The 18,819-nt window shown below is 59.9% G+C and carries 13 protein-coding genes; all 13 read right to left on the bottom strand.

Annotated features, from left to right (window positions below; genetic code table 11):
- Positions 1-66 precede the first annotated feature (66 nt).
- Positions 67-666, bottom strand: a complete 600-nt coding sequence (locus tag ACIPZG_RS03615; RefSeq protein WP_400710274.1) for an acyltransferase — start codon at positions 664-666, stop codon at positions 67-69.
- Between the two features lie 172 nt (positions 667-838).
- The gene (locus ACIPZG_RS03610) at positions 839-1,507 is read right to left on the bottom strand and encodes a class I SAM-dependent methyltransferase (RefSeq protein ID WP_400710271.1); all 669 of its coding nucleotides are present in this window, start codon (positions 1,505-1,507) and stop codon (positions 839-841) included.
- A gap of 200 nt (positions 1,508-1,707) precedes the next feature.
- Positions 1,708-2,640, bottom strand: a complete 933-nt coding sequence (locus tag ACIPZG_RS03605) for a ketoacyl-ACP synthase III (RefSeq protein WP_400710268.1) — start codon at positions 2,638-2,640, stop codon at positions 1,708-1,710.
- 250 nt (positions 2,641-2,890) lie between these two features.
- Positions 2,891-6,304, bottom strand: a complete 3,414-nt coding sequence (locus ACIPZG_RS03600) for a glycosyltransferase family 2 protein (protein WP_400710265.1) — start codon at positions 6,302-6,304, stop codon at positions 2,891-2,893.
- A gap of 182 nt (positions 6,305-6,486) precedes the next feature.
- Positions 6,487-10,047, bottom strand: a complete 3,561-nt coding sequence (locus ACIPZG_RS03595) for a glycosyltransferase (RefSeq protein ID WP_400710262.1) — start codon at positions 10,045-10,047, stop codon at positions 6,487-6,489.
- 67 nt (positions 10,048-10,114) lie between these two features.
- Positions 10,115-11,698, bottom strand: a complete 1,584-nt coding sequence (locus ACIPZG_RS03590; RefSeq protein WP_400710259.1) for a flagellar hook-associated protein 3 — start codon at positions 11,696-11,698, stop codon at positions 10,115-10,117.
- A 13-nt stretch (positions 11,699-11,711) separates the two neighbouring features.
- Complete coding sequence (flgK, locus tag ACIPZG_RS03585) at positions 11,712-13,742, bottom strand: flagellar hook-associated protein FlgK (protein ID WP_400710256.1); 2,031 nt, start codon at positions 13,740-13,742, stop codon at positions 11,712-11,714.
- Positions 13,743-13,754: 12 nt separating this feature from the next.
- Positions 13,755-14,918, bottom strand: a complete 1,164-nt coding sequence (gene flgJ, locus ACIPZG_RS03580) for a flagellar assembly peptidoglycan hydrolase FlgJ (RefSeq protein ID WP_400710253.1) — start codon at positions 14,916-14,918, stop codon at positions 13,755-13,757.
- Positions 14,919-14,929: 11 nt separating this feature from the next.
- Entirely contained in the window at positions 14,930-16,039 is a 1,110-nt protein-coding gene (locus ACIPZG_RS03575; protein WP_400710250.1) for a flagellar basal body P-ring protein FlgI, read from the bottom strand.
- Positions 16,040-16,051: 12 nt separating this feature from the next.
- A complete protein-coding gene (flgH, locus tag ACIPZG_RS03570; RefSeq protein WP_400710247.1) occupies positions 16,052-16,747 on the bottom strand; it encodes a flagellar basal body L-ring protein FlgH in 696 nt (231 codons plus the stop codon).
- Between the two features lie 41 nt (positions 16,748-16,788).
- Complete coding sequence (flgG, locus tag ACIPZG_RS03565) at positions 16,789-17,574, bottom strand: flagellar basal-body rod protein FlgG (protein ID WP_008098720.1); 786 nt, start codon at positions 17,572-17,574, stop codon at positions 16,789-16,791.
- A gap of 47 nt (positions 17,575-17,621) precedes the next feature.
- Positions 17,622-18,362: a flagellar basal body rod protein FlgF gene (locus ACIPZG_RS03560; RefSeq protein WP_008098718.1), complete on the bottom strand. Its 741-nt coding sequence runs from the start codon at positions 18,360-18,362 to the stop codon at positions 17,622-17,624.
- Between the two features lie 231 nt (positions 18,363-18,593).
- A complete protein-coding gene (locus ACIPZG_RS03555; protein WP_400710243.1) occupies positions 18,594-18,779 on the bottom strand; it encodes a hypothetical protein in 186 nt (61 codons plus the stop codon).
- Positions 18,780-18,819 lie beyond the last annotated feature (40 nt).

Below are 18,819 nucleotides of genomic sequence, written 5' to 3'. Positions count from 1 at the left end.
CGTCATGAACCTGACGAATCACAGAAGCGAGCAAAAAACCGGCCAACATTCTCCAGCGAGGGAGGGCTAGGGATAAGACTCGCCCTCAATCCCCCCATTACAACCGCACTGCGCGATGAACTGCTGCTCCACCGCTAAAAGAGTGCGCTGTCGCTCCTTGATACGCCTGACTGGCACCCCAGAGTAGATGCCAAATGCAGAACAGCGTTTGGCTACCAAGCTCAATGCCCCAACCGCTACTCCCTCCTCCAGCACAGCACCGGGTAGCAAGACACTTCCGGAGCCGACGATGACATGCCTGCCTATGCATACATCGGCACTGGCTACGGACTTGAATTGATCTGGAATTGTCGGGTTGGTCAGGCTAGCGCCACTGTAGTCGTCGCTGCTGCTGTAAACAGACACCCGAGAAGACAATCCGCTGAAATCACCCAGCACAATCTTTCCCGCGCCTGTTAAAAGACTGAACACTGCTATATGGACATGGCTCTGGATTTCGATGCCGCCTAGCCCTGCCGACAACACGCAAAAATCATCGATACGAACGTTGTCACCAATGGCAATATTCGCGCAGTTGTAAAAAGAGGCCTTATCAGAAAGCAGAGGGTTCTTGCCCACTCGGGCAAAACCCAGGGTTTCGATTTGCGCTCGACTCAAAAAAGCCATTCCCATCTCCCGCTCATCTTCCAGAATGGAGTCCGGACGCTGCTCGCGACCTTTAGTTACAAAGATCCCGCCATAAAAATAGCGCGCGACAGGGCGCTACACGGACGGTCACTCAGCTTGAGCAAGGTATAGCCCACCGCCTCGCTCTGATCGATCAGGGCCCGCCCCCTACTCAGAGCCGTTGCAGCACATAACTGTTCTCAAAGCCCGCTATCGTGCCCAATATACTGAAGCCCTTGAAGTACCCCATAGCGCGCAACAGATCGACGGCCGGGCCAACTTCGGGAGAATACTGGTGGTCACCATAATCGTCGAAGACAACGAAACCACCGGGCACCACACTTGGCGAATACAACAGGAAGTCCAGCAGCACATTGCGCCCAGCGTGACCACCATCGATATGCAACAGGGCAACCTTCGGCGCCAGGGCATGGAAACGCTCGATACAAAGCTCCGAATACCCCCGCAGGATATGCGCGTCAGGCAGCAGTAACGACTGGTAGTGACTGAACTCTTCAAACTGATTGGGCAGCTCGAACGGATCGATGCCTATCACCCGGCGCTCGCGATTGCACACTTCGTTCATCAGCACCAGCGACTTGCCCTTCCAGACGCCGATTTCCACAACGTCACCCGGTACGTCGTCAAGCAACAGGGCCAGGTAACCCAGCAATTTCACATGGTCATGGAACGACAGCTCAGAGCGGCTCATCGCCTGCTCCGGCGGCAGCGCCCGCTGCGCCTGCTCGTAGTGTTGCCCAATCAGCGCCCAAACCTGGGAAATGCTGCAGACCAGATCTGGATTACTGATGAAACTCTTTAGATCCTGGAGGGAAATCATACGGGCTGAAAGTCCTTGGCAGATACCGATCCAACGGTAATTGAAAGTCTGCGGTCACGAATCCACGCCCGAACCGCATTCAATATTGTTGTATCGGCCGTATCACATCATTCTTAAGGGAATCCTGTCACAGTCGCGCTAAGCGCCCCGAACAAAAAAGCCGCCATATGAATGGCGGCTTTTAAACACTGGACGAGGCCTCAGCCCTTTCGCTGCAAGATCGCAGACCCCCAGGACAACCCCACACCAAATCCACTGACCGCCACTCGCTTGAACGTGGAATCGAGCACATGCTTTTCCAACAGCAGTGGAATGCTCGACGACACCGTGTTGCCGGTCTCGAGCATATCCTTGATGAACTTCTCCGGGTCAGCCTGCTCAAAACGTCGCGCCACCGCATCGACGATCGCAGCACTACCCTGATGAATGCAGAAAGCATCCACGTCATCCGCCTTCAAGCCGGACGCCTCCAACAGTTCCTGCAAGTGCGCAGGCACCTTCAGCAGCGCAAAGTTGAAGACCTGACGTCCATTCATGAAAAATTTCTTGCCTGCAACTTTCAGGTGGGCCGCACCAGAACCGTCCGTGCCAAAGCTGGCTTTGCCCAGCTGCCATTCAGCCCCCTCACCCATCCAGGTCGCGGTCGCAGCATCACCGAACAACATGGCCGTGTTGCGATCTTCGATGTCGATGATCTTGGAGTAGGGGTCGGCGGTGATCAACAGGCCGTTCTTCAACCCGGCAGCTTCCATGAACCCCTTGAGCGCATACAGGCCATAGACATAACCCGAACACCCCAGAGAAACATCGAATGCCGCCACGCGGGTCGTCAACCCGAGTTTCTCCTGCACGATGGCAGCCGTGTGAGGCAGGCCTTCTTCGTCACCGTTCTGAGTCACCACGATCAACGCGTCGACTGACTCTCGCGATAGCTGTGGATTGGCCATGAACAGGGCGTTTGCAGCCGCGACACACAGGTCAGAGGTTTCCTGATTATCATCTTTGCGCGGCAAGAATGCCGAACCGATCTTGCCCAGAATGAATTCTTCGTCCTTGCCGAAGCGTGCACCCTGTGCGTAATTATCCATGCCTTGTGATGGCACGTAGCTCGAAATGCTCTTGATGCCAATCATTATGGCTTCCCAATAAAATTAGCTGCTCTATAACACTGTCCGGGATCGAGCATGTCACATGCGACATGCCCATCAGCAAACAGGGGCGGGAGCCGACCGACAACACGGACCAGCCGGACCCCCTGATAATGGTATAGAGATGCACCGAGTGACTTCAAAGTCACGCCTTTGGCCTAAGATCGCATATTTCATTGGGCGACGCATCTCCCAAGTGCCTTCGCAACCGCACACCGGAGGCGCTCCTTTAGTGCTAAGCAAGGCACGCTGCCAAGATCGCAGCAGGCCTTTCTCGCAGCCCACCCTGCTCCGACGACGACCGCTTGGTCGAACCGACAAATTCAAGCGGCGCCGGCACCACATGGATATCAGCATGCAAACCGGCAAGCGCCTGAGCGGCAGACTCGTCAGCTACCAGCACACGATCTACCAGTCGTATCGTTTGGGTTATGTGATCCGGCAGGCCATCGCCCTGCTCCCAACCCAACTGGTCGAGGGCGCAGAGGTCAAGGATCTTGAGCCCAGGGAAATAGCGCTGATAGTGACCCAACGTTTGCGAATCCAACTGACACATCGCACCAGGTATCACCAATACATCGGGTGCTGTGCGCAACAGGTCGGCAATCTGCAAGCGCTGATGCACCACTGCAACGCAGGCCTCGCGACCCAGGGCTTCCCATGCTTGAGCCAGCTCAACGCGCTGTCCGGGTAGAGCGACCATAAGCACCAAGGGGCGATCACGCAGATCGGCCTCGATCAAGGGCTTGTCATCAATTTCAAAGCCGTTACCGCTCAACGACAAATTGCGGTTATAGGCGGGATCGTTGATCAGAATCGGCATCCAGCGCGCATAGAATGCGTCCTGCTCCCCGACGAAACGCAAGCGTTTGGCACTCACACTAAGCGGATCGACGGTTGCCTGGCTGACACTGCCTTCATGCATGACGACCGAGCGCGATGCCCAGACGTTGAGGTAGCCTGCCTGGCCGACTTTCAAACACAGGTCGACATCATTATAGGAAACCGCAAACGCCACCTCATCGAGCCCATCGACCTGTTCATATACCTTCTTGCGAATCATCAGGCACGCCGCAGTCACGGCACTGAAGTTCTGATCAAGCTGGCTACGCCCCATGTAGCTAGGCGCCTGTGGCGCTCGACGCAACCACGGGTGCTCTGCGGGCCCACGTAACCCCAGCACCACACCGGCATGCTGCAGCGTCCCGTCAGGGTAATGCAAGCGCGCACCGACAATGCCAACTTCCGGGCGCTGCGCATGATTGAGCAATTCATCCAACCAATTGTCGTCGATGACAGCAGTGTCGTTATTCATCAACACCAGGTACTCACCGCGCGCCTCTGCGACAGCCAGATTATTCATGGCCGAATAATTGAACGGGTGTGGATAACGCAGCACGCGCAGCTTGTCGTCAGCCATCGACTCGATAGCATCAAGCCAACCCTTGGCATCCTCCGCCTCGCTGAGGTTATCGACAAGAATGATCTCGTAATGCTTGTAGCGGGTGCGTTGGATTATTGTTTCGACGCAGCGCGAGACCAGCCCGAACTGATCACGGGTTGGAATGATGATGGACACCAGCGGCCGTTCGGCATGCACGTAACGCACGTGATAGGCACGGGGTCGATTCTGCAACACCGTGGCCCGCTCGTACCCCCGTACATTCAAATGGCGACGCAGGGTGTTGAGCTCGTCTTGATTGTGTTCAGCACGATCTTCATCACAGACCAACAGCAGCTCATCGATATGGCCAATGCCCGACATTGCGCCACACTCGATCATGCGCAAGATCAGGTCGAACTCCATGGCCTGCGAATAGTGCGCGTCATACCCACCCAAACTCAGGAACACATCACGGCGCACCAGCCAGTGGCATGCCATGGTGACAGGGGAGGACAACAACAGGTCCAGATTGAAGGAAGGCCGGAACAGCGATGTTAGAGTCCCCGACGGCAACCGTTGTAGCTCATCGCAATACACGGCACGACACTCGCCGGCATCCAGCAACTGCAGGGCCACTTTCAACAAACCGGATGGGCTGAGACAAACACCCACTTCAATCCGCAACATCCAGTCCCAATTAGCCCGTGCCATCAGCTCACTGAGTAGTTTCGTCCACCCCACCCGTTGAACGTGTACAAAGTGCAGTCGGTCGCTTTCGCGAGTCACCACCGGAGGGCGTGCGGTCGTAAGCACAACAATCTGATAACGGGTGTAGTAACTCTCCAGAATGCTGTCCAGGGTCAACTGCAACTTGTCGAGATCGTCGTCCAGGTCCAGCACTACCAACCCGATCACGGGACCGCCTTGATGCGCTTTGAATGTTTCGGCAATCGAATTCTGCTGCGAAGGGGTCGGGTTCCAAGCATGAAAACGCGCGTGAAGCCGCCCACTCAACGTATCTTGCAGCGCACTCACCCACCCTTCTGGCTGCACCTGCTCCAAGCGCTGAATCCACAACTGCAACTGAGCGACATACTGCTGCTCGGGCTGCTCAAGCAGATGGGCGAGCAATCGGCGAGCCAGCTCGACATTGAAAGGATGCGCCTCGAACGCTTGCTGGACGCGCCAGTATCCGTCGTCCTCAGTTTCAGCCCTTCGTACGCGCGCGAGCTCTTGCTGATTTAGCAAGATCGGCTCAAGCGATTGCAGATGCGCTCTATCGGCGGGCAACGACTGCAGCAGAAAACCGATCCGCTCCAAAATGGTGAAAAATGCCTCGTTGTAGAACGGCATCTCGACGAACTGAGTGGGGCTGAAGCTGAATTGCACACCTTCTCGCCAGTCATAATGCGCGCTGACGATCCGCTCATGCGCCAGTGACACCCGATCACGCAAACAGCCCTCGATGTTGTTCAGCACACGTTGCAGGCATTCATTGCGAGAGGCCAGTACAGGCCCCAGCCCAGGTAGAACCTCTGCCATCTGCTGGACGAACGCGTTCCGCTCATCTTTGTCAGCTTGCGTGTCTCTCGCCAGTTTCACCTGGATACCGGCTTCAGGCTCATTGTCTGGATAATAGGATTTGCGTGCACCATAGGCTACCGGGAGCACGCGCGCCTTCGCATTGGCGAGTAGATAGATGGTATGGCCGAGCGTTGCGAACTCGGGGCCCATGTTGGGCGCCACCTGCTGCCAGCGCTGCAGTAAATCGGTCCGGGTGACTGCGTGGAATGCCGGCAGGAAGTGCGAGGCTAGCTCATCCAGACGCGTTTCGGCATCGTCACTGCCGAAGTCTTGCTGACCTTTGCGATCGCGGTAGGCGTACTCGACCATCGCGCCTCTGGCGCTATACATCAAGCCGTATCCCTGGCAGTAGCCGTAGTCCAGGTTCTGCTCAAGGAACGCCAAGCATCGCTCAAGCGCCTCCAACGCCAAAAAATCTCCGTCGGTTACAAACACGACGTAGGGCGTGCCCACGCTAGCCGCAGCATAGGCCAGCTTCTGCGAGGCGAAGTTACCCGCCACGCCGGGCAAATGGCGGTAATCGACCTGGGCTTCTTGCTCAACGAGCCCTTTTGACGGTTGTGCCGATGAGTCCAGTACGAGAATGTCGAAGGGGTGACTGCGGTAGAAAGCCAATGCACGGCGCAGCGCAGCAGGCTGATCATGAGTGAGTAGCACCAACGTCAAGCGCGGGTCACGCATGGAATACCCGGAATGGTCTTGCATAGATTAAGTTCACCCCTTCAGAAATGACGCCAGCCCTTTCGATCGCCAGGCGCTGGAATACAACAATGTTTGCCGACTACCACGGTCTAGCGCAGGGTGGGTTTTATGGCGGCTGACGCCACTTATTGCAGGATCCGCGCCAGCCCCTGCGCTCGATTTCAAGCCAACCAACCCCACACCCACTGCTGAAGATGACGATCACGCAGCACATAATCGCGCAACACCGCCTCACGTAGCGCATCGCCCATGCGATAGCTGGCGGCTGGATCGCTCAGATGCATGCGAATCGCGGCCAGCCACTCTTCGGTGCTGTTGCTGTAAACCCGGGTACAAGGCAAATTGCCGCGATAGGCTTCGGTGTCGGTGCAGACGACGGGATATCCACAGGCGCCATACTCCAACAACCGCAGATTGCTCTTGCAGTCGTTGAAGATGTGGAACTCCAATGGTGCAAGCGCAAGGTCCAGGTTAAGACTGGCCAATTTCCCGGGGTAATGTTGCAGGCCGATCACCGGGTGGAACTCATGTATGTATGGCTTGAGCTTCTCCGGGCACATGCCGAAAAACACCCACTCCACCTCGTCTGCCAACTCACGCACCACATCCGCGATTATTTCCAGGTCACCGCTGTGGCTGGTGCCCCCGCCCCAGCCCACGCGGGGCTTGCTCGAAACGCCACGGCGGCTTTGCAGCCCCAGCCACAAGTCCGCTGCCAGCATGTTCGGCACCACACGGATATCGCGATGCATGTCAGAAAGAGCATTAGCCAGCGCATGCGTGGTTACCACGACACGATCACATTGAGCGATGCTCTTGCGCAGATGCAGCTCGATATCGGCCGGTTTGTTACGTGCGTGGGTGTTTTTGAGAGGTGCGCTAAGCACATAATCATCAATCTCGAAAATGCGTCGCGCATTGGAGAAGCACGACATACGCTCGATATCTGCTGCAGCCCCTGCACTGTGGCGCAGCTGCAACACGATGGCATCTGGATCCATGCGCGCCAGTTGCACAACCGTGGGGGTTTCAAAGGCCAGACGCCCTACCACCATGCCTGCGGACTCCAACTCATGGAATGGCTGCGTCACACGATAATGGCCCACGGCAGAGGCATTGATGGGCAAACCCAGTACGGATGGCAGGGATCGGGCACACATCGGATTCCAACCGCCAAGCAGGCCGGCGTCGAGGCTGAAGTTGGCGGTGATCAAGCTGAGGTTCGGGTTGTAGGCCGGGTCACGAATGACGCTGGGCAGCCAGCGCTGGCAAAACGACTGTTCCTGCAAGGGCGAATGTACCCTGCGTTCTTTCAGAGAAGCACGATCCACGCAAAGATTGGCATACGGCGTCCAAACCACCAGGTAACCCGCGGCACGCGCCTTCAAGCAAAGGTCTAATTCGCTCAGCCCCCAAGCAAACTGCTGTGTATCGAGGCCACCCAACTCATCGAACACCTGCTTGCGAACCATCAGGCAATCGCCCGATACCGCACTCCAATTCTGAGTGACCTGTAAGCGCTGCAGGTAACCACGCGCTTGCGCATCCTCACCGGCACAAACGGCGCCTGCGGCATTATCCACACCCAATACCAGCCCAGCGTGAACGATCTTGCCAAGTTCGTTGACCACCCTGGCTCCAACCACGGCAACCTCAGGCCGCTGAGCATGCAACATCAACTCATCCAGCCACTGCCGATCGAACGCCTTGACCCTGGCCGACAAAAGAAGCAGATATTCACCGGCGGCCTGGGCGGCGGCCAAATTGATCAACTCAGCCGTATCACGCACATGCGACAGCGTGATGATTTTGAGTGTCTCGCCAACCAGATCCGCAATCGCTTCGATCCAGTTGCGTGTCGCTGTATCACACTCCCCGCCTTCGACCAACAACAGTTGATAGTTGCCGTGGCGAGTATGCTCCATGACACTCAACACGCATTGCTGCAGCACCTCCAGCGGCGCATCACAGACAATCACGATGGATACCGATGCCTGATGCGGGTGAAGGTACTCAACTCGATTGAGCACCGGCAGCTCCCCCCGATGGACACGGTGCGCCACCCCAAGCCGATTCAGGTGTGCGGCGACAACCCGCTCACTTTGCTCGACCACGGCATCGACGGAAAGCCATTGAGCGAAATGGCCATGCGACTGTAACTGGATCTCGGCGATATGCTCAATGACCTGCGGGCCTTGCGATTCCACCAAGCGCCAGAGCAGGTCATGGGGTGCCAGCTCACCAAAGGACGCGTCGAACCCTCCTGCCGCATTCACGGCCTGACAATCGAATGCCAGCGAACGGCCCACGTAGGGGTAACTGCGCATGAGGTCGATATTGAAGTCAGGCTTGAATACCGGATCCACTGGCTCGCCATCGATCAGAGCCCCCTCGTCGCTATATACGCAGGCAAGCCCGGGCAATACCGCAACCCGCTCAGCCAGCAACAGCAGAGCGGACTCGCCAAGACAATCACCTGCCCTAAGCAGATAGATCCAATCAGCCTCTGCAAGCCCCCCTACCAAGCGATTCACCTGAACGACCCAGTCGCTTTCCACATCAAACTGATCGGCCGCCAATGTTGTGCCGATCTTGACACTGGACAGCACTATGCTGCGATGAGCGGGGTAAAGCTGCGCCGCCAAACTGTGCAATGTTTGCTCAAGCCCCTGCGTATCGCCCTCAAGATCAAGAACGATGGGTACGATGCGCGGCTGGCTGGGCCAACGGTTGATCGTCTGAGGCAACAAACGACGCTGAACGGCACTCAGGCGACGTACGCCCAACCATTGCTGATAGAGTTCGCCGTAACTTTCGCAATCAGTGCCAACCCGACCAACCATGCAGGTTTGCCAGTTGCTCAAGATCAACACCAAACTCAGTTCCTGCCATACTCGTGGAACATCTTTCGCCTGATCCAGTGCTACATGGCGCACCCAACCATTTGCAGGTGCCTCATCCCCACCCCGTTGCGCAAGCATTTGCTGAAGCCAACGCCACTCCTGCTCCGCCGCTTGAACCACGACAGGTTGTTTGCTCATCTGCTGCGGATGGAACCGTTCGATCACCGATACGTCACTTAGCATCACCAGATTTCCAAAGCGCATCAGGCAAAGGAACAAAGCTTGATCGAGCAATGCAACGAAGCGCTGCTCGGCCTGGGTCAAAGCGCGCAGGAAGCCCAGCGCCTGTTCCCGACGCATCAGCGCAGCCGAAAAGTTGCCCAGGAAACTGAACGGCCGCCCATCCAGGACCGAGAGAATGTCGTCACCCTTGAACAGGGCGTCCACTTCTACGAAACGCGCATTGGAAAGGCGCATTGGCAGAATGTAGTTGTCGGCGTCGGCAAAAACCCTTTGTGTCAGCACCAGGCTGACATCGCCGTGCTCCAGCAACACATCCGCCTGCTGCTCGATGCAAAGAGGTAATAGCCGATCATCATCACAAAGCACCTTTACCAGATCGCTCGAAGCGAGGGTCATGCATTGCACGAGGTTGCTTACGAACCCCAGCCGCTGATCATTGCGAACGTACCGGACTGTGCGATTGGCTTGTTTTTCCAGATCACGGACAAGGGTCTCGATTTCGTCGCCTTCGCTGTCATCGCATACCAGAATCTCCAGCGCCTGGTAACTCTGGTTCAAAGCGCTTTGCAGTGCCAGGGCAAAGAAATTCGGGTTATAGGCAGGGATGACAATGCTGACAAGCGGCTTCTGGTTCACGATAACGACCTTAACAAGTGCGCCATGCCCGAGGGTAACGACGCACATTCACCTTGCATGAAGACGATCAGATGTAATTGACCAACGACAACCCAGCTACCTTGGCATAAGCCTGCAACGACGCCTGCAACATGTTGGTCTGCATCTGCAGACGCAACATCACCTCAGCCGGATCGCTCTCGCGGATCGAGCTCTGGGTCTTGGCGTTCTCGGTGCTCAGCGCCTCGTTGGTTTCGGTCTGAACGTCAAGGGCCTGGCCCCGACCACCGACGGCGCTGACCGACGAAGACACTTGGTTGATGGCACTGCCGATGTTACCGACTGCCGAATCCAACGAAGCCAGTAAGTTCTGCCGCGCAGCCTGGTCACCATCGACCGGGGCAGTCAATGCCGTGCGCAACTTGCTGATGGTGTCGAGCACGTTCTGGGTCTGGTGCGTATCCACCTTGACCGCAAACGTATCACCCGCGTTCGGTGCCCCCGAGAGCTCAAAGCTGACACCCGCAGCAGTGGCGGTAGTGCCGTTGGGCCCACCTAGCGCACCTGAGGCGACCGGACGGCTATCGGCGGTCACCGGTGTTGCATACAGCTCGAACGCATTGGTACCGGTGAACTTGAGCAGCGCACCACCCGCGGGGAACGCGGCCTTGTAGGCGGCCTGGTCGGTGATGGTTGCGCCAGTGATCTGTTCGGAAGAGCCATTGCCTGGGCTTCGCGTACCCGACACCGAATCTGCCTTGGAGCTCAAGCTGAAGCTATGCCCAGCGATGACAGCGTCTTCGTTGCCCTTGTCGCCATCCTTTAACGTGATGTCCAGACGCAGGTCGACGCCACGGAAGCTGATCGTGCCATTCTCGGCATTCGGGTCGAACTTGCCGCCCTGACTGGCCTCCAACGTGACATCCTGGCCGCTGGCATCCAGGATCTTGTATTCAGTGCTGCTGGTGAACTCGATGCTGTAAGGCTCGCCACTGCGGAAGCGGTCGTTATAGGTCGAGCTGCCCGACACCTGGCCATTGGACAGGCTCACACGCCCATCGTCCGTAGCCGGTGCGGTCATCTTGGTCTCACTGCGGCTGGTATTGAGTGCCTGCTCGAAAGCGTCAAAGCCCGTCTCGTTGGCCGCCAGGCTGAGCATATCCCCTACCTGCAGGTCCAACTTGCCCTGGTCGCCCTGGTAGCTGTAGGTACCATCGGCGTTACGCACATAGGGCGCAGTATCTCCCTTGGAGCCCGAGAACAGGTACTTGCCGTTCTCGTCCTTGCTGTTCATCAGCGAAAACAGCTGGTCTTCGAGCGATGCCAGCTCATCCGCGTTGGCCTTGCGATCGGAGTCGGTGAAGGCGCCGTTGCCCGAGCTCACCGCCAGCTCGTTGACCCGCTGCAAGATATTGCCGATCGAGGTCAAGGTGCTTTCGGCAGTGCCCAGCGCATTGCGCACGTTCACGGTGTTTCTGCTGTACTGCTCCAGCATGTTCTGCTGCTGCTCCAACTGCAGCAGGCGCGCAGCCCCGACCGGGTCGTCCTTGGCCGAGCGCACGCGGATACCATCGCTGGCCTCCTGCTGAGCCTTCACGGCGTTGGCGAAGTTGCGCTGATAGTTGGCCTGGTTGGTGTTGTAGAACTGCGAAGTAGAGATGCGTACGCTCACGATCTACGGCTCCTTAAAGACTGCTGATCAGGGTGGCGAAGGTTTCCTGGGCCGCCTTGATGATCTGCGACGACGCGGTGTAGTACTGCTGGAACTTGATCAGGTTGCCGGTCTCTTCGTCGATCGACACACCCGAGAGGTTGTTGCGGCTTTCCAGGGCCGAGGTGTGCAGCGCCGTGGTGGCATCGCTGTCCATCTGCGCCTGGCCGGCCTTGCCGCCGACGTTGGATACCAGCTTGGCGTAGGCGTCGGTGAAGCTGATGCCCTTGCCGTCGGCGCCGACCTCGACGGTGGATTTGGTCTGCAGGTCGATCACCGACTGGGCGTTACGGTTGTCGGCGGAGCCGGCAGCGGTCATGCCGACGGTGAAGGTGTCGCCGTTCTTCGGTGCACCGGAGACGTTCATCTCGAAGGTGAAGCTGCTGCCCAGCGAGTTGCCGCTGGCATCGACCATCGGCACCGACAGCTGCAGGGTATTGTCCTGGCCCGGCACGATGGTGCCGCTGCCGATCTCGGTGCCCTTGGCGTCGTACATCTTGTAGGCCTGGGGCGAGCTGGTGTCGTCGCCGAACACCAGCTTGACCGGGGTGGAGTACTTCAGGCCGGTCTGCAGCTGCGCGCGCTGGGCCGAATCGTAAATGTCCAGCTTCGACGTCAGGTTCGGCTGGGTGATGGTGCCGGTGCCTTTGTTGCCCGAGCCGCTGGTACCGGTCAACGGCGCCGCCATGGCCAGACGCTTGGGGTCGGTCAGGGTGGTTTCGATGTTGGCCGCGGCATTGCGCGTCGGGGTGATCTTGAAGCTGTCACCGGCACTCAGGCCACCGCCGTTGAGCGACAGAGTGAAACCATCGATGACCGGCGGCGGCGTATCGCTGAGGTCGAAGCTGCCCATGTCGGTGCCTTCGGGCAACTTGCGCACGCTGTAGCCGGTGGCGCTGGTGAAGGTCACCTGGTAGTCGCTGGCGCTCAGCTTGCCGGTGTCCTTGATGGTCACGTCGAGGTTGCCGGAGCCGGCACTGTTGCTGCTCTTGGCAATGCTGCGCTCGCTGATGGCCTTGGCGCTGTTGATGTCGCCGAACAGCGCGGCGCCGAATTCACCGTTCTTGTCGATGCCCTGGGCCAACTGGCTGTTGATCGCGTCGGCCACCACCAGGGCTACGCGGCCCAGCTCGTTGAGCGCAGGGTCGAGGGTTTCGCTGCGATAGCGAATCAGGCCGCCCAGCTCGCCACCGGTGGCGCTGCTGGTGATGTCCATCTTGGTCGAGCCGCGGTTGAGGATCAGGCTCATGCGCGTGGGATCGGTCGCGCTCGGAGCGACGCCCAGGGTCTGGGTGGTCTTGCCCAGCACCAGGGACTGGCCGTTCTTCAGGTAGATGTCGTAGTTGCCGTCGCGCTCGACCACGTCGGTGCCGATCAGCTTGTTCAACTCGCGCACCGCGCCATCGCGCTGGTCGAGCAGGTCGTTGGGCTGGCCGGTCACGGTGCTGACCCGGGAGATCTGGTCGTTGAGCTCGGCGATGGTCTTGGTCAGGTTGTTCACCTGATCAGCCAGCGCGGTCATGTTGCTGTTGATGTTGCTGTTCTGCTGGTTGAGCTGCGCCGACAGGGTATTGAAACGCTTGCTCAGGGACTGGGCGCTGGTCAACAGCAGCTGGCGCGAAGCGTCCTCGGTGGGCTTGGCCGCGGCGTCCTGCATGGCGCTGAAGAAGCTCTGCAGCGCGGCGGTGATGCCGGTGTCGCTGCCAGACAGGGCGGTATCCAGCGGCGTGATCTGCTCCAGGTACGAGGACGCGTCGCTGCTCAGCGAGGTCGTGGTGCGCAACTGGTTCTCGAGGAACGCGTTGTACACCCGGCGCACATCGGCCAGCGTGGTGCCGCTGCCCATGAAGACCTGGCCGACCTGCTGGCCGCCCTTGGTCTTCTGCACGTTCTGCTGGCGCGAGTAGCTCTCGACGTCGGCGTTGGCGATGTTGTTGCCGAGGGTGTACATCCCCGACTGCGCGGCGCCAAGCCCCGACATGCCAATGTTGATCAGACTCGCCATGGTTCCATACCCTTAAAGTTTCGTTGTGGTACCGAGCGCTGCGTATTGCTCGTACGACTTCATCTGTCTTGCGATCTGCGAGATCTTGCTGGCGTAATTCGGGTCAGTGGCGTACCCAGCCTTTTGCAACTCTTGCACGAACTGTTCTGGTTTATCGGCCGACTTCACCGCATCTTGATAGCGGGCGTTGTTCTGCAGCAGGCTGACCAGGTCGTGGAAACTGTCCTGATAGGAAGCGTAGGAACGGAACGCCGCCGTCTCTTTGACGAACTGGCCGTCGCGAAACTCGCTGGTGATCGCCCGCGCCGAATCGCCTTCCCAGTTGCCGGTGGCCTTGATGCCGAACAGGTTGTGGCTGCTGCTGCCATCGCTGTTGCGCATGACCGACTTGCCCCAACCGGTTTCCAGCGCCGCCTGGGCCACCAGGTAGCGCGGGTCGACGCCGATGCGCTTGGCGGCCTGTTCGGCCATTGGCAGCATGGTGGCCACGAACGCGTCGCTGTCGGCGAAGGCTTTGTTCGGCGCCAGCGGCGGCTGGGCCACGGCGCGGCCGGTGATACGCAGACCGCGCTCTGGCACGGCAAAGGTTTTCGCCACTTGCTGACCGTCGCGGACCGGCACGGCGGCGCTGTTGGTGGCCGCTGCCGGGTTACCCGCCGACGGCACGATGCCGGCCAGCAAGCGGTCGGTGAGCTTGCTCGGCAAGGCCAGGCGCCGCGAATTGAGCGCGGCCACGTCGTTGCGCGAGGCCGACTGCGCGGCATGCACCGGCTCGGCCACCTTGTTGCCCCACAGCGTCGGGGCATTGCCCTCGATCCGCGGGAACGGGCTGGTATTGACCGGGGCGCTCTTGTTCTTCGACAGCTGGCGTACCAGCACGTCCTGCAGGCCGATACCGCCGCCCTCGCGGGACATGCTCACGGCCAGCTGCTGGTCATACATGTCGCGGTACTGCTTGACCGTCGCGCTGTTCATCGGGTTGTCGTCGGCCAGCACATCGCTGGCCTTGCGCGAGGCCTTGAGCATCTCGCTGATGAACAGCGACTCGAACTCCTGGGCCACCTTGCGCACATTGGCATCGCTGTCGCGATCGCCGTGCTTGAGCGAGCTCAGGCGATTGAGGTCGGTATAGGCGCCGCTGTCGGCAGTGCTGGATACCAGGCTCTTGGAGTTCATCGGCAACGTCCTCAGATCACGATCAGGTCGGCTTGCAAGGCGCCGGCCTGCTTCAGGGCTTCGAGGATGGCCATCAGGTCGCTCGGCGCGGCGCCGACCTGGTTCACCGCGCGGACGATCTCATCCAGCGTGGTGCCGGGGCCGAACTTGAACATGGGCTTGGCTTCCTGTTCGGCATTGACCCGCGAGCGTGGCACCACGGCGGTCTGGCTGTTGGAGAACGGCCCCGGCTGGCTGACGATAGGGTCTTCGGTGATGGTCACGGTCAAGCTGCCGTGGGTCACCGCCGCCGGCGAGACCTTGACGTTCTGGCCAATCACGATGGTGCCGGTGCGCGAGTTGATGATGACCTTGGCGACCGCCTGGCCCGGGTCGATCTCCAGGTTTTCCAGGATCGACAGGTAGTCGACGCGCTGGCTCGGGTCCATCGGCGCGCTGACCCGTACCGAGCCACCGTCCACGGCCTGTGCCACACCAGGGCCGAGCAGGTCGTTGACCTTGTCGACGATGCGCTTGGCGGTGGTGAAGTCCGGGCGGTTCAAGTTCAGGGTCAGGGTATTGCCCTGGTTGAAACCGCTCGGCACCGCGCGTTCGACCGAAGCACCGCCAGGAATGCGGCCGGCCGACGGAACGTTGACGGTGATCTTGGAACCATCGCGACCCTCGGCGTCGAAGCCACCGACCACCAGGTTGCCCTGGGCGATGGCATAGACGTTGCCGTCGATACCCTTGAGCGGCGTCATCAGCAGGCTGCCGCCACGCAGGCTCTTGGAGTTGCCGATCGACGAGACGGTGATGTCCACCACCTGGCCCGGCTTGGCGAAGGGCGGCAGGTCGGCATGCACCGACACCGCGGCGACGTTCTTCAGCTGCACGTTGCCCGAGCCCGGCGGCACCTTGATGCCGAACTGCGACAGCATGTTGTTGAAGGTCTGCAGGGTGAACGGCGTCTGGGTGGTCTGGTCACCCGTGCCGTTGAGCCCCACCACCAGGCCGTAACCGATCAACTGGTTGGAACGCACGCCAGAAATGCTGGCGATGTCCTTCAGGCGCTCGGCATGGGCGCCGAACGCGCAGGACAGGAGCAAGGTTGCGGCAATCAGCTGCCTTAGGTTGAACATGTTCATCCGTACTCAGAAAGGCCAGAGCGGGCTGATGAAGAAGCGGTCCAGCCAGCCCGGCTGGCTGGCGTCGGCGAACGAGCCGGTGCCCGAATAAGTGATGCGTGCATCGGCCACCCGGGTCGAGGGCACGGTGTTGTCGGTGGCGATGTCGTCGGCCCGCACCATGCCGGCAATGCGCACCAGCTCTTCGCCGGTGTTCAGGGTCAACCATTTTTCGCCGCGCACGGCGATGATGCCGTTGGGCAGCACCTCGGCGACGGTGACGGTGATCGAGCCGGTCAGAGTGTTGCCCTGGGTCGCCTTGCTGTCGCCCTTGGTGGCGCGGTCACCGCTGTAGCCGGCTTCGAGGCTCAGGTCACCACTGCCGAACGGGTTGTTGGTGCTCGGGGTGGTGCCGAACAGCGAGGTCAGGCCGATGTCGGCCTTGCTGTTCTTCTGGATCTGCGAGCCGGCATTCTTGCTCGCCGAGGTCTTCTCGTTGAGCGTGATGGTGATGATGTCACCGACCCGGAAAGCCTTGCGGTCGGTGTACAGGCTCTGCTCGAAACCGGCCTGGTAGATCGAACCGTTGTTGGCCGCCGCCGGCAACGGGGTGCGCGGCAGAACCGGCGCATAGTACGGGTCGTTGGGCTTGGGCGTCGGCGCGACGCAACCAGCCAGCAACACCGCCCCCCCCAGGGCGAAGACGGACAACGAACACTTCATGACACTTACCTCACGGTGTAACAGGGACTAGGGCCTTGGGCTTACAGCTGCTGGGTGACGAACGACAGCATCTGGTCGGCGGTGGAGATGACCTTGGAGTTCATCTCGTAGGCACGCTGAGTGGTGATCATGTTCACCAGCTCCTCGACGGTGCTGACGTTGGAGTTTTCCAGGGTCTGCTGCAGGGTGGTGCCGAAGCCGTTCAGGCCCGGGGTACCGACCTGGGGTGCGCCGCTGGCGGCGGTTTCCAGGAACAGGTTGTCGCCGATCGCCTGCAGGCCGGCCGGGTTGATGAAGTCGGCGGTCTGCAGGTTGCCAATCACTTGCGCGGCCGGGTTGCCGGCGGTGGTGATCGACACGGTGCCGTCCTGGCCGACGGTGAAGGTCTGGGCGTCGTTCGGCACCACGATCGCCGGCTCAAGGGCAAAGCCGTTGGCAGTGACGATCTGGCCGTCGGAGTTCAGGTGGAAGGTACCGTCACGGGTGTACGAGACGGTGCCGTCCGGCTGCAGCACCTGGAAGAAGCCACGGCCGTTGACGGCCATGTCCAGGGGGTTTTCGGTGGTCTGCAGGCTGCCGGTCTGGAAGTTTTTCTGGGTGCCGACGATGCGCACACCGGTACCGACCTGCAGGCCCGAGGGCAGCTCGCTGTCCTGGGTGGACTGGGCGCCTGGCTGACGCTTGATCTGGTACAGAAGGTCCTGGAATTCGGCGCGATCACGCTTGAAGCCGGTGGTCGAAACGTTGGCCAGGTTGTTGGAAATGACCGTGAGGTTGGTGTCCTGGGCGGACAGGCCGGTTTTAGCGACCCAAAGAGCCGGAAGCATCAGTTTTCTCCTCGTGCGCCTGTTTTACGGCACCCGTTCAAATGTGGTTAGCCGAGCTGCAAGACACGCGCCATGGCTTCGTCGCCTTCCTTGGCCGCGTTCATCATCTTGACGTGCAGTTCGAATTGGCGGGACAGCGCCAGCACCGAGCTCATCTCTTCCACGGCGTTGACGTTGCTGCCCTCCAGGAAGCCCGAGACCACCCGCACGTTGACGTCGGCAGCGGCCGGCTGGCCATCCTCGGTGTGGATCAGCCCGTCCAGGCCCTTGTTCAGGCCCTTGATGTCGGGATTGACCAGCTTGATGCGGTCGACTTCGGCCATCACCCGCGGGTCTTCGCCCATGGAGCGGATGCTGATGGTGCCATCGGCGCCGACCTCGACTTTCTGCTCCGGCGGAATGGCGATCGGGCCGCCGTTGCCGATCACCGGCATGCCGTTGCCGGCGCGCAGTACGCCGAGGGCATCGATGTTCAGGCTGCCGGTACGCACATAGGCTTCGCTGCCATCGGGTGCCTGCACGGCGATGAAGCCCTGTCCGGCCACGGCCACATCCAGTTCACGCCCGGTCTCGACCATCGGGCCTTCGCTGAAGTCGGTGGCCGGGCGCTCGGTCATGGCGAACGCACGTGACGGAAAGCTGTCACCAAACACCGGCATCGAGCGCGCCTGTTCCAGGTCGCGCTGGAAGCCGTTGGTGGAAATGTTCGCCAGGTTGTTGGCGTGGGCCTTCTGCGCCAGCGCGTTCTGGCTGGCGCCGGTCATGGCCACGTAAAGCATCTTGTCCACAGTCATCCTCCGCTGCACTGGCGAGCGTTTGCCGCTTGCCGTTGCTATGCAGGCACTAAAGCAAGTTCCGAACCAACTTCTTGAATGCGAGAAAAAGCCCGTGAATACGGGCTTTTGGGGGTTTTGGCCGAGAAACGAACGCCGGTTATCCGGCGCCGACTTGCCGGTATCGGCAATACACTGCACCGGCCTCTTCGCGGGACAAGCCCGCGAAGAGGCCGGCACTGAAAGTCACCGGTCGCGACAGCCACCATTGTCGTAAGGCCCGGCGAAGCGCTTCCAGCCCTCCCCCGGCGGCCATTGCGAGCACACCAGCCGCCCATCCACCTGGCTCTCCCAGCGCCACCACGGCGCAGTCCCGGCCTGGGCCTGGTACAGGCAAAACGCGGCGAGCAATGCGACAAGCAGCTTTTTCATGTGTCCTCCGGCAAAAACGACGAACCCCTTCACGACAAAG

Source organism: Pseudomonas sp. NPDC089395 (assembly GCF_044749525.1).
Classification (GTDB): domain Bacteria; phylum Pseudomonadota; class Gammaproteobacteria; order Pseudomonadales; family Pseudomonadaceae; genus Aquipseudomonas.
Note: the sequence above shows the minus strand (reverse complement) of the source record. Positions and strands in the feature narration are given on the sequence as shown.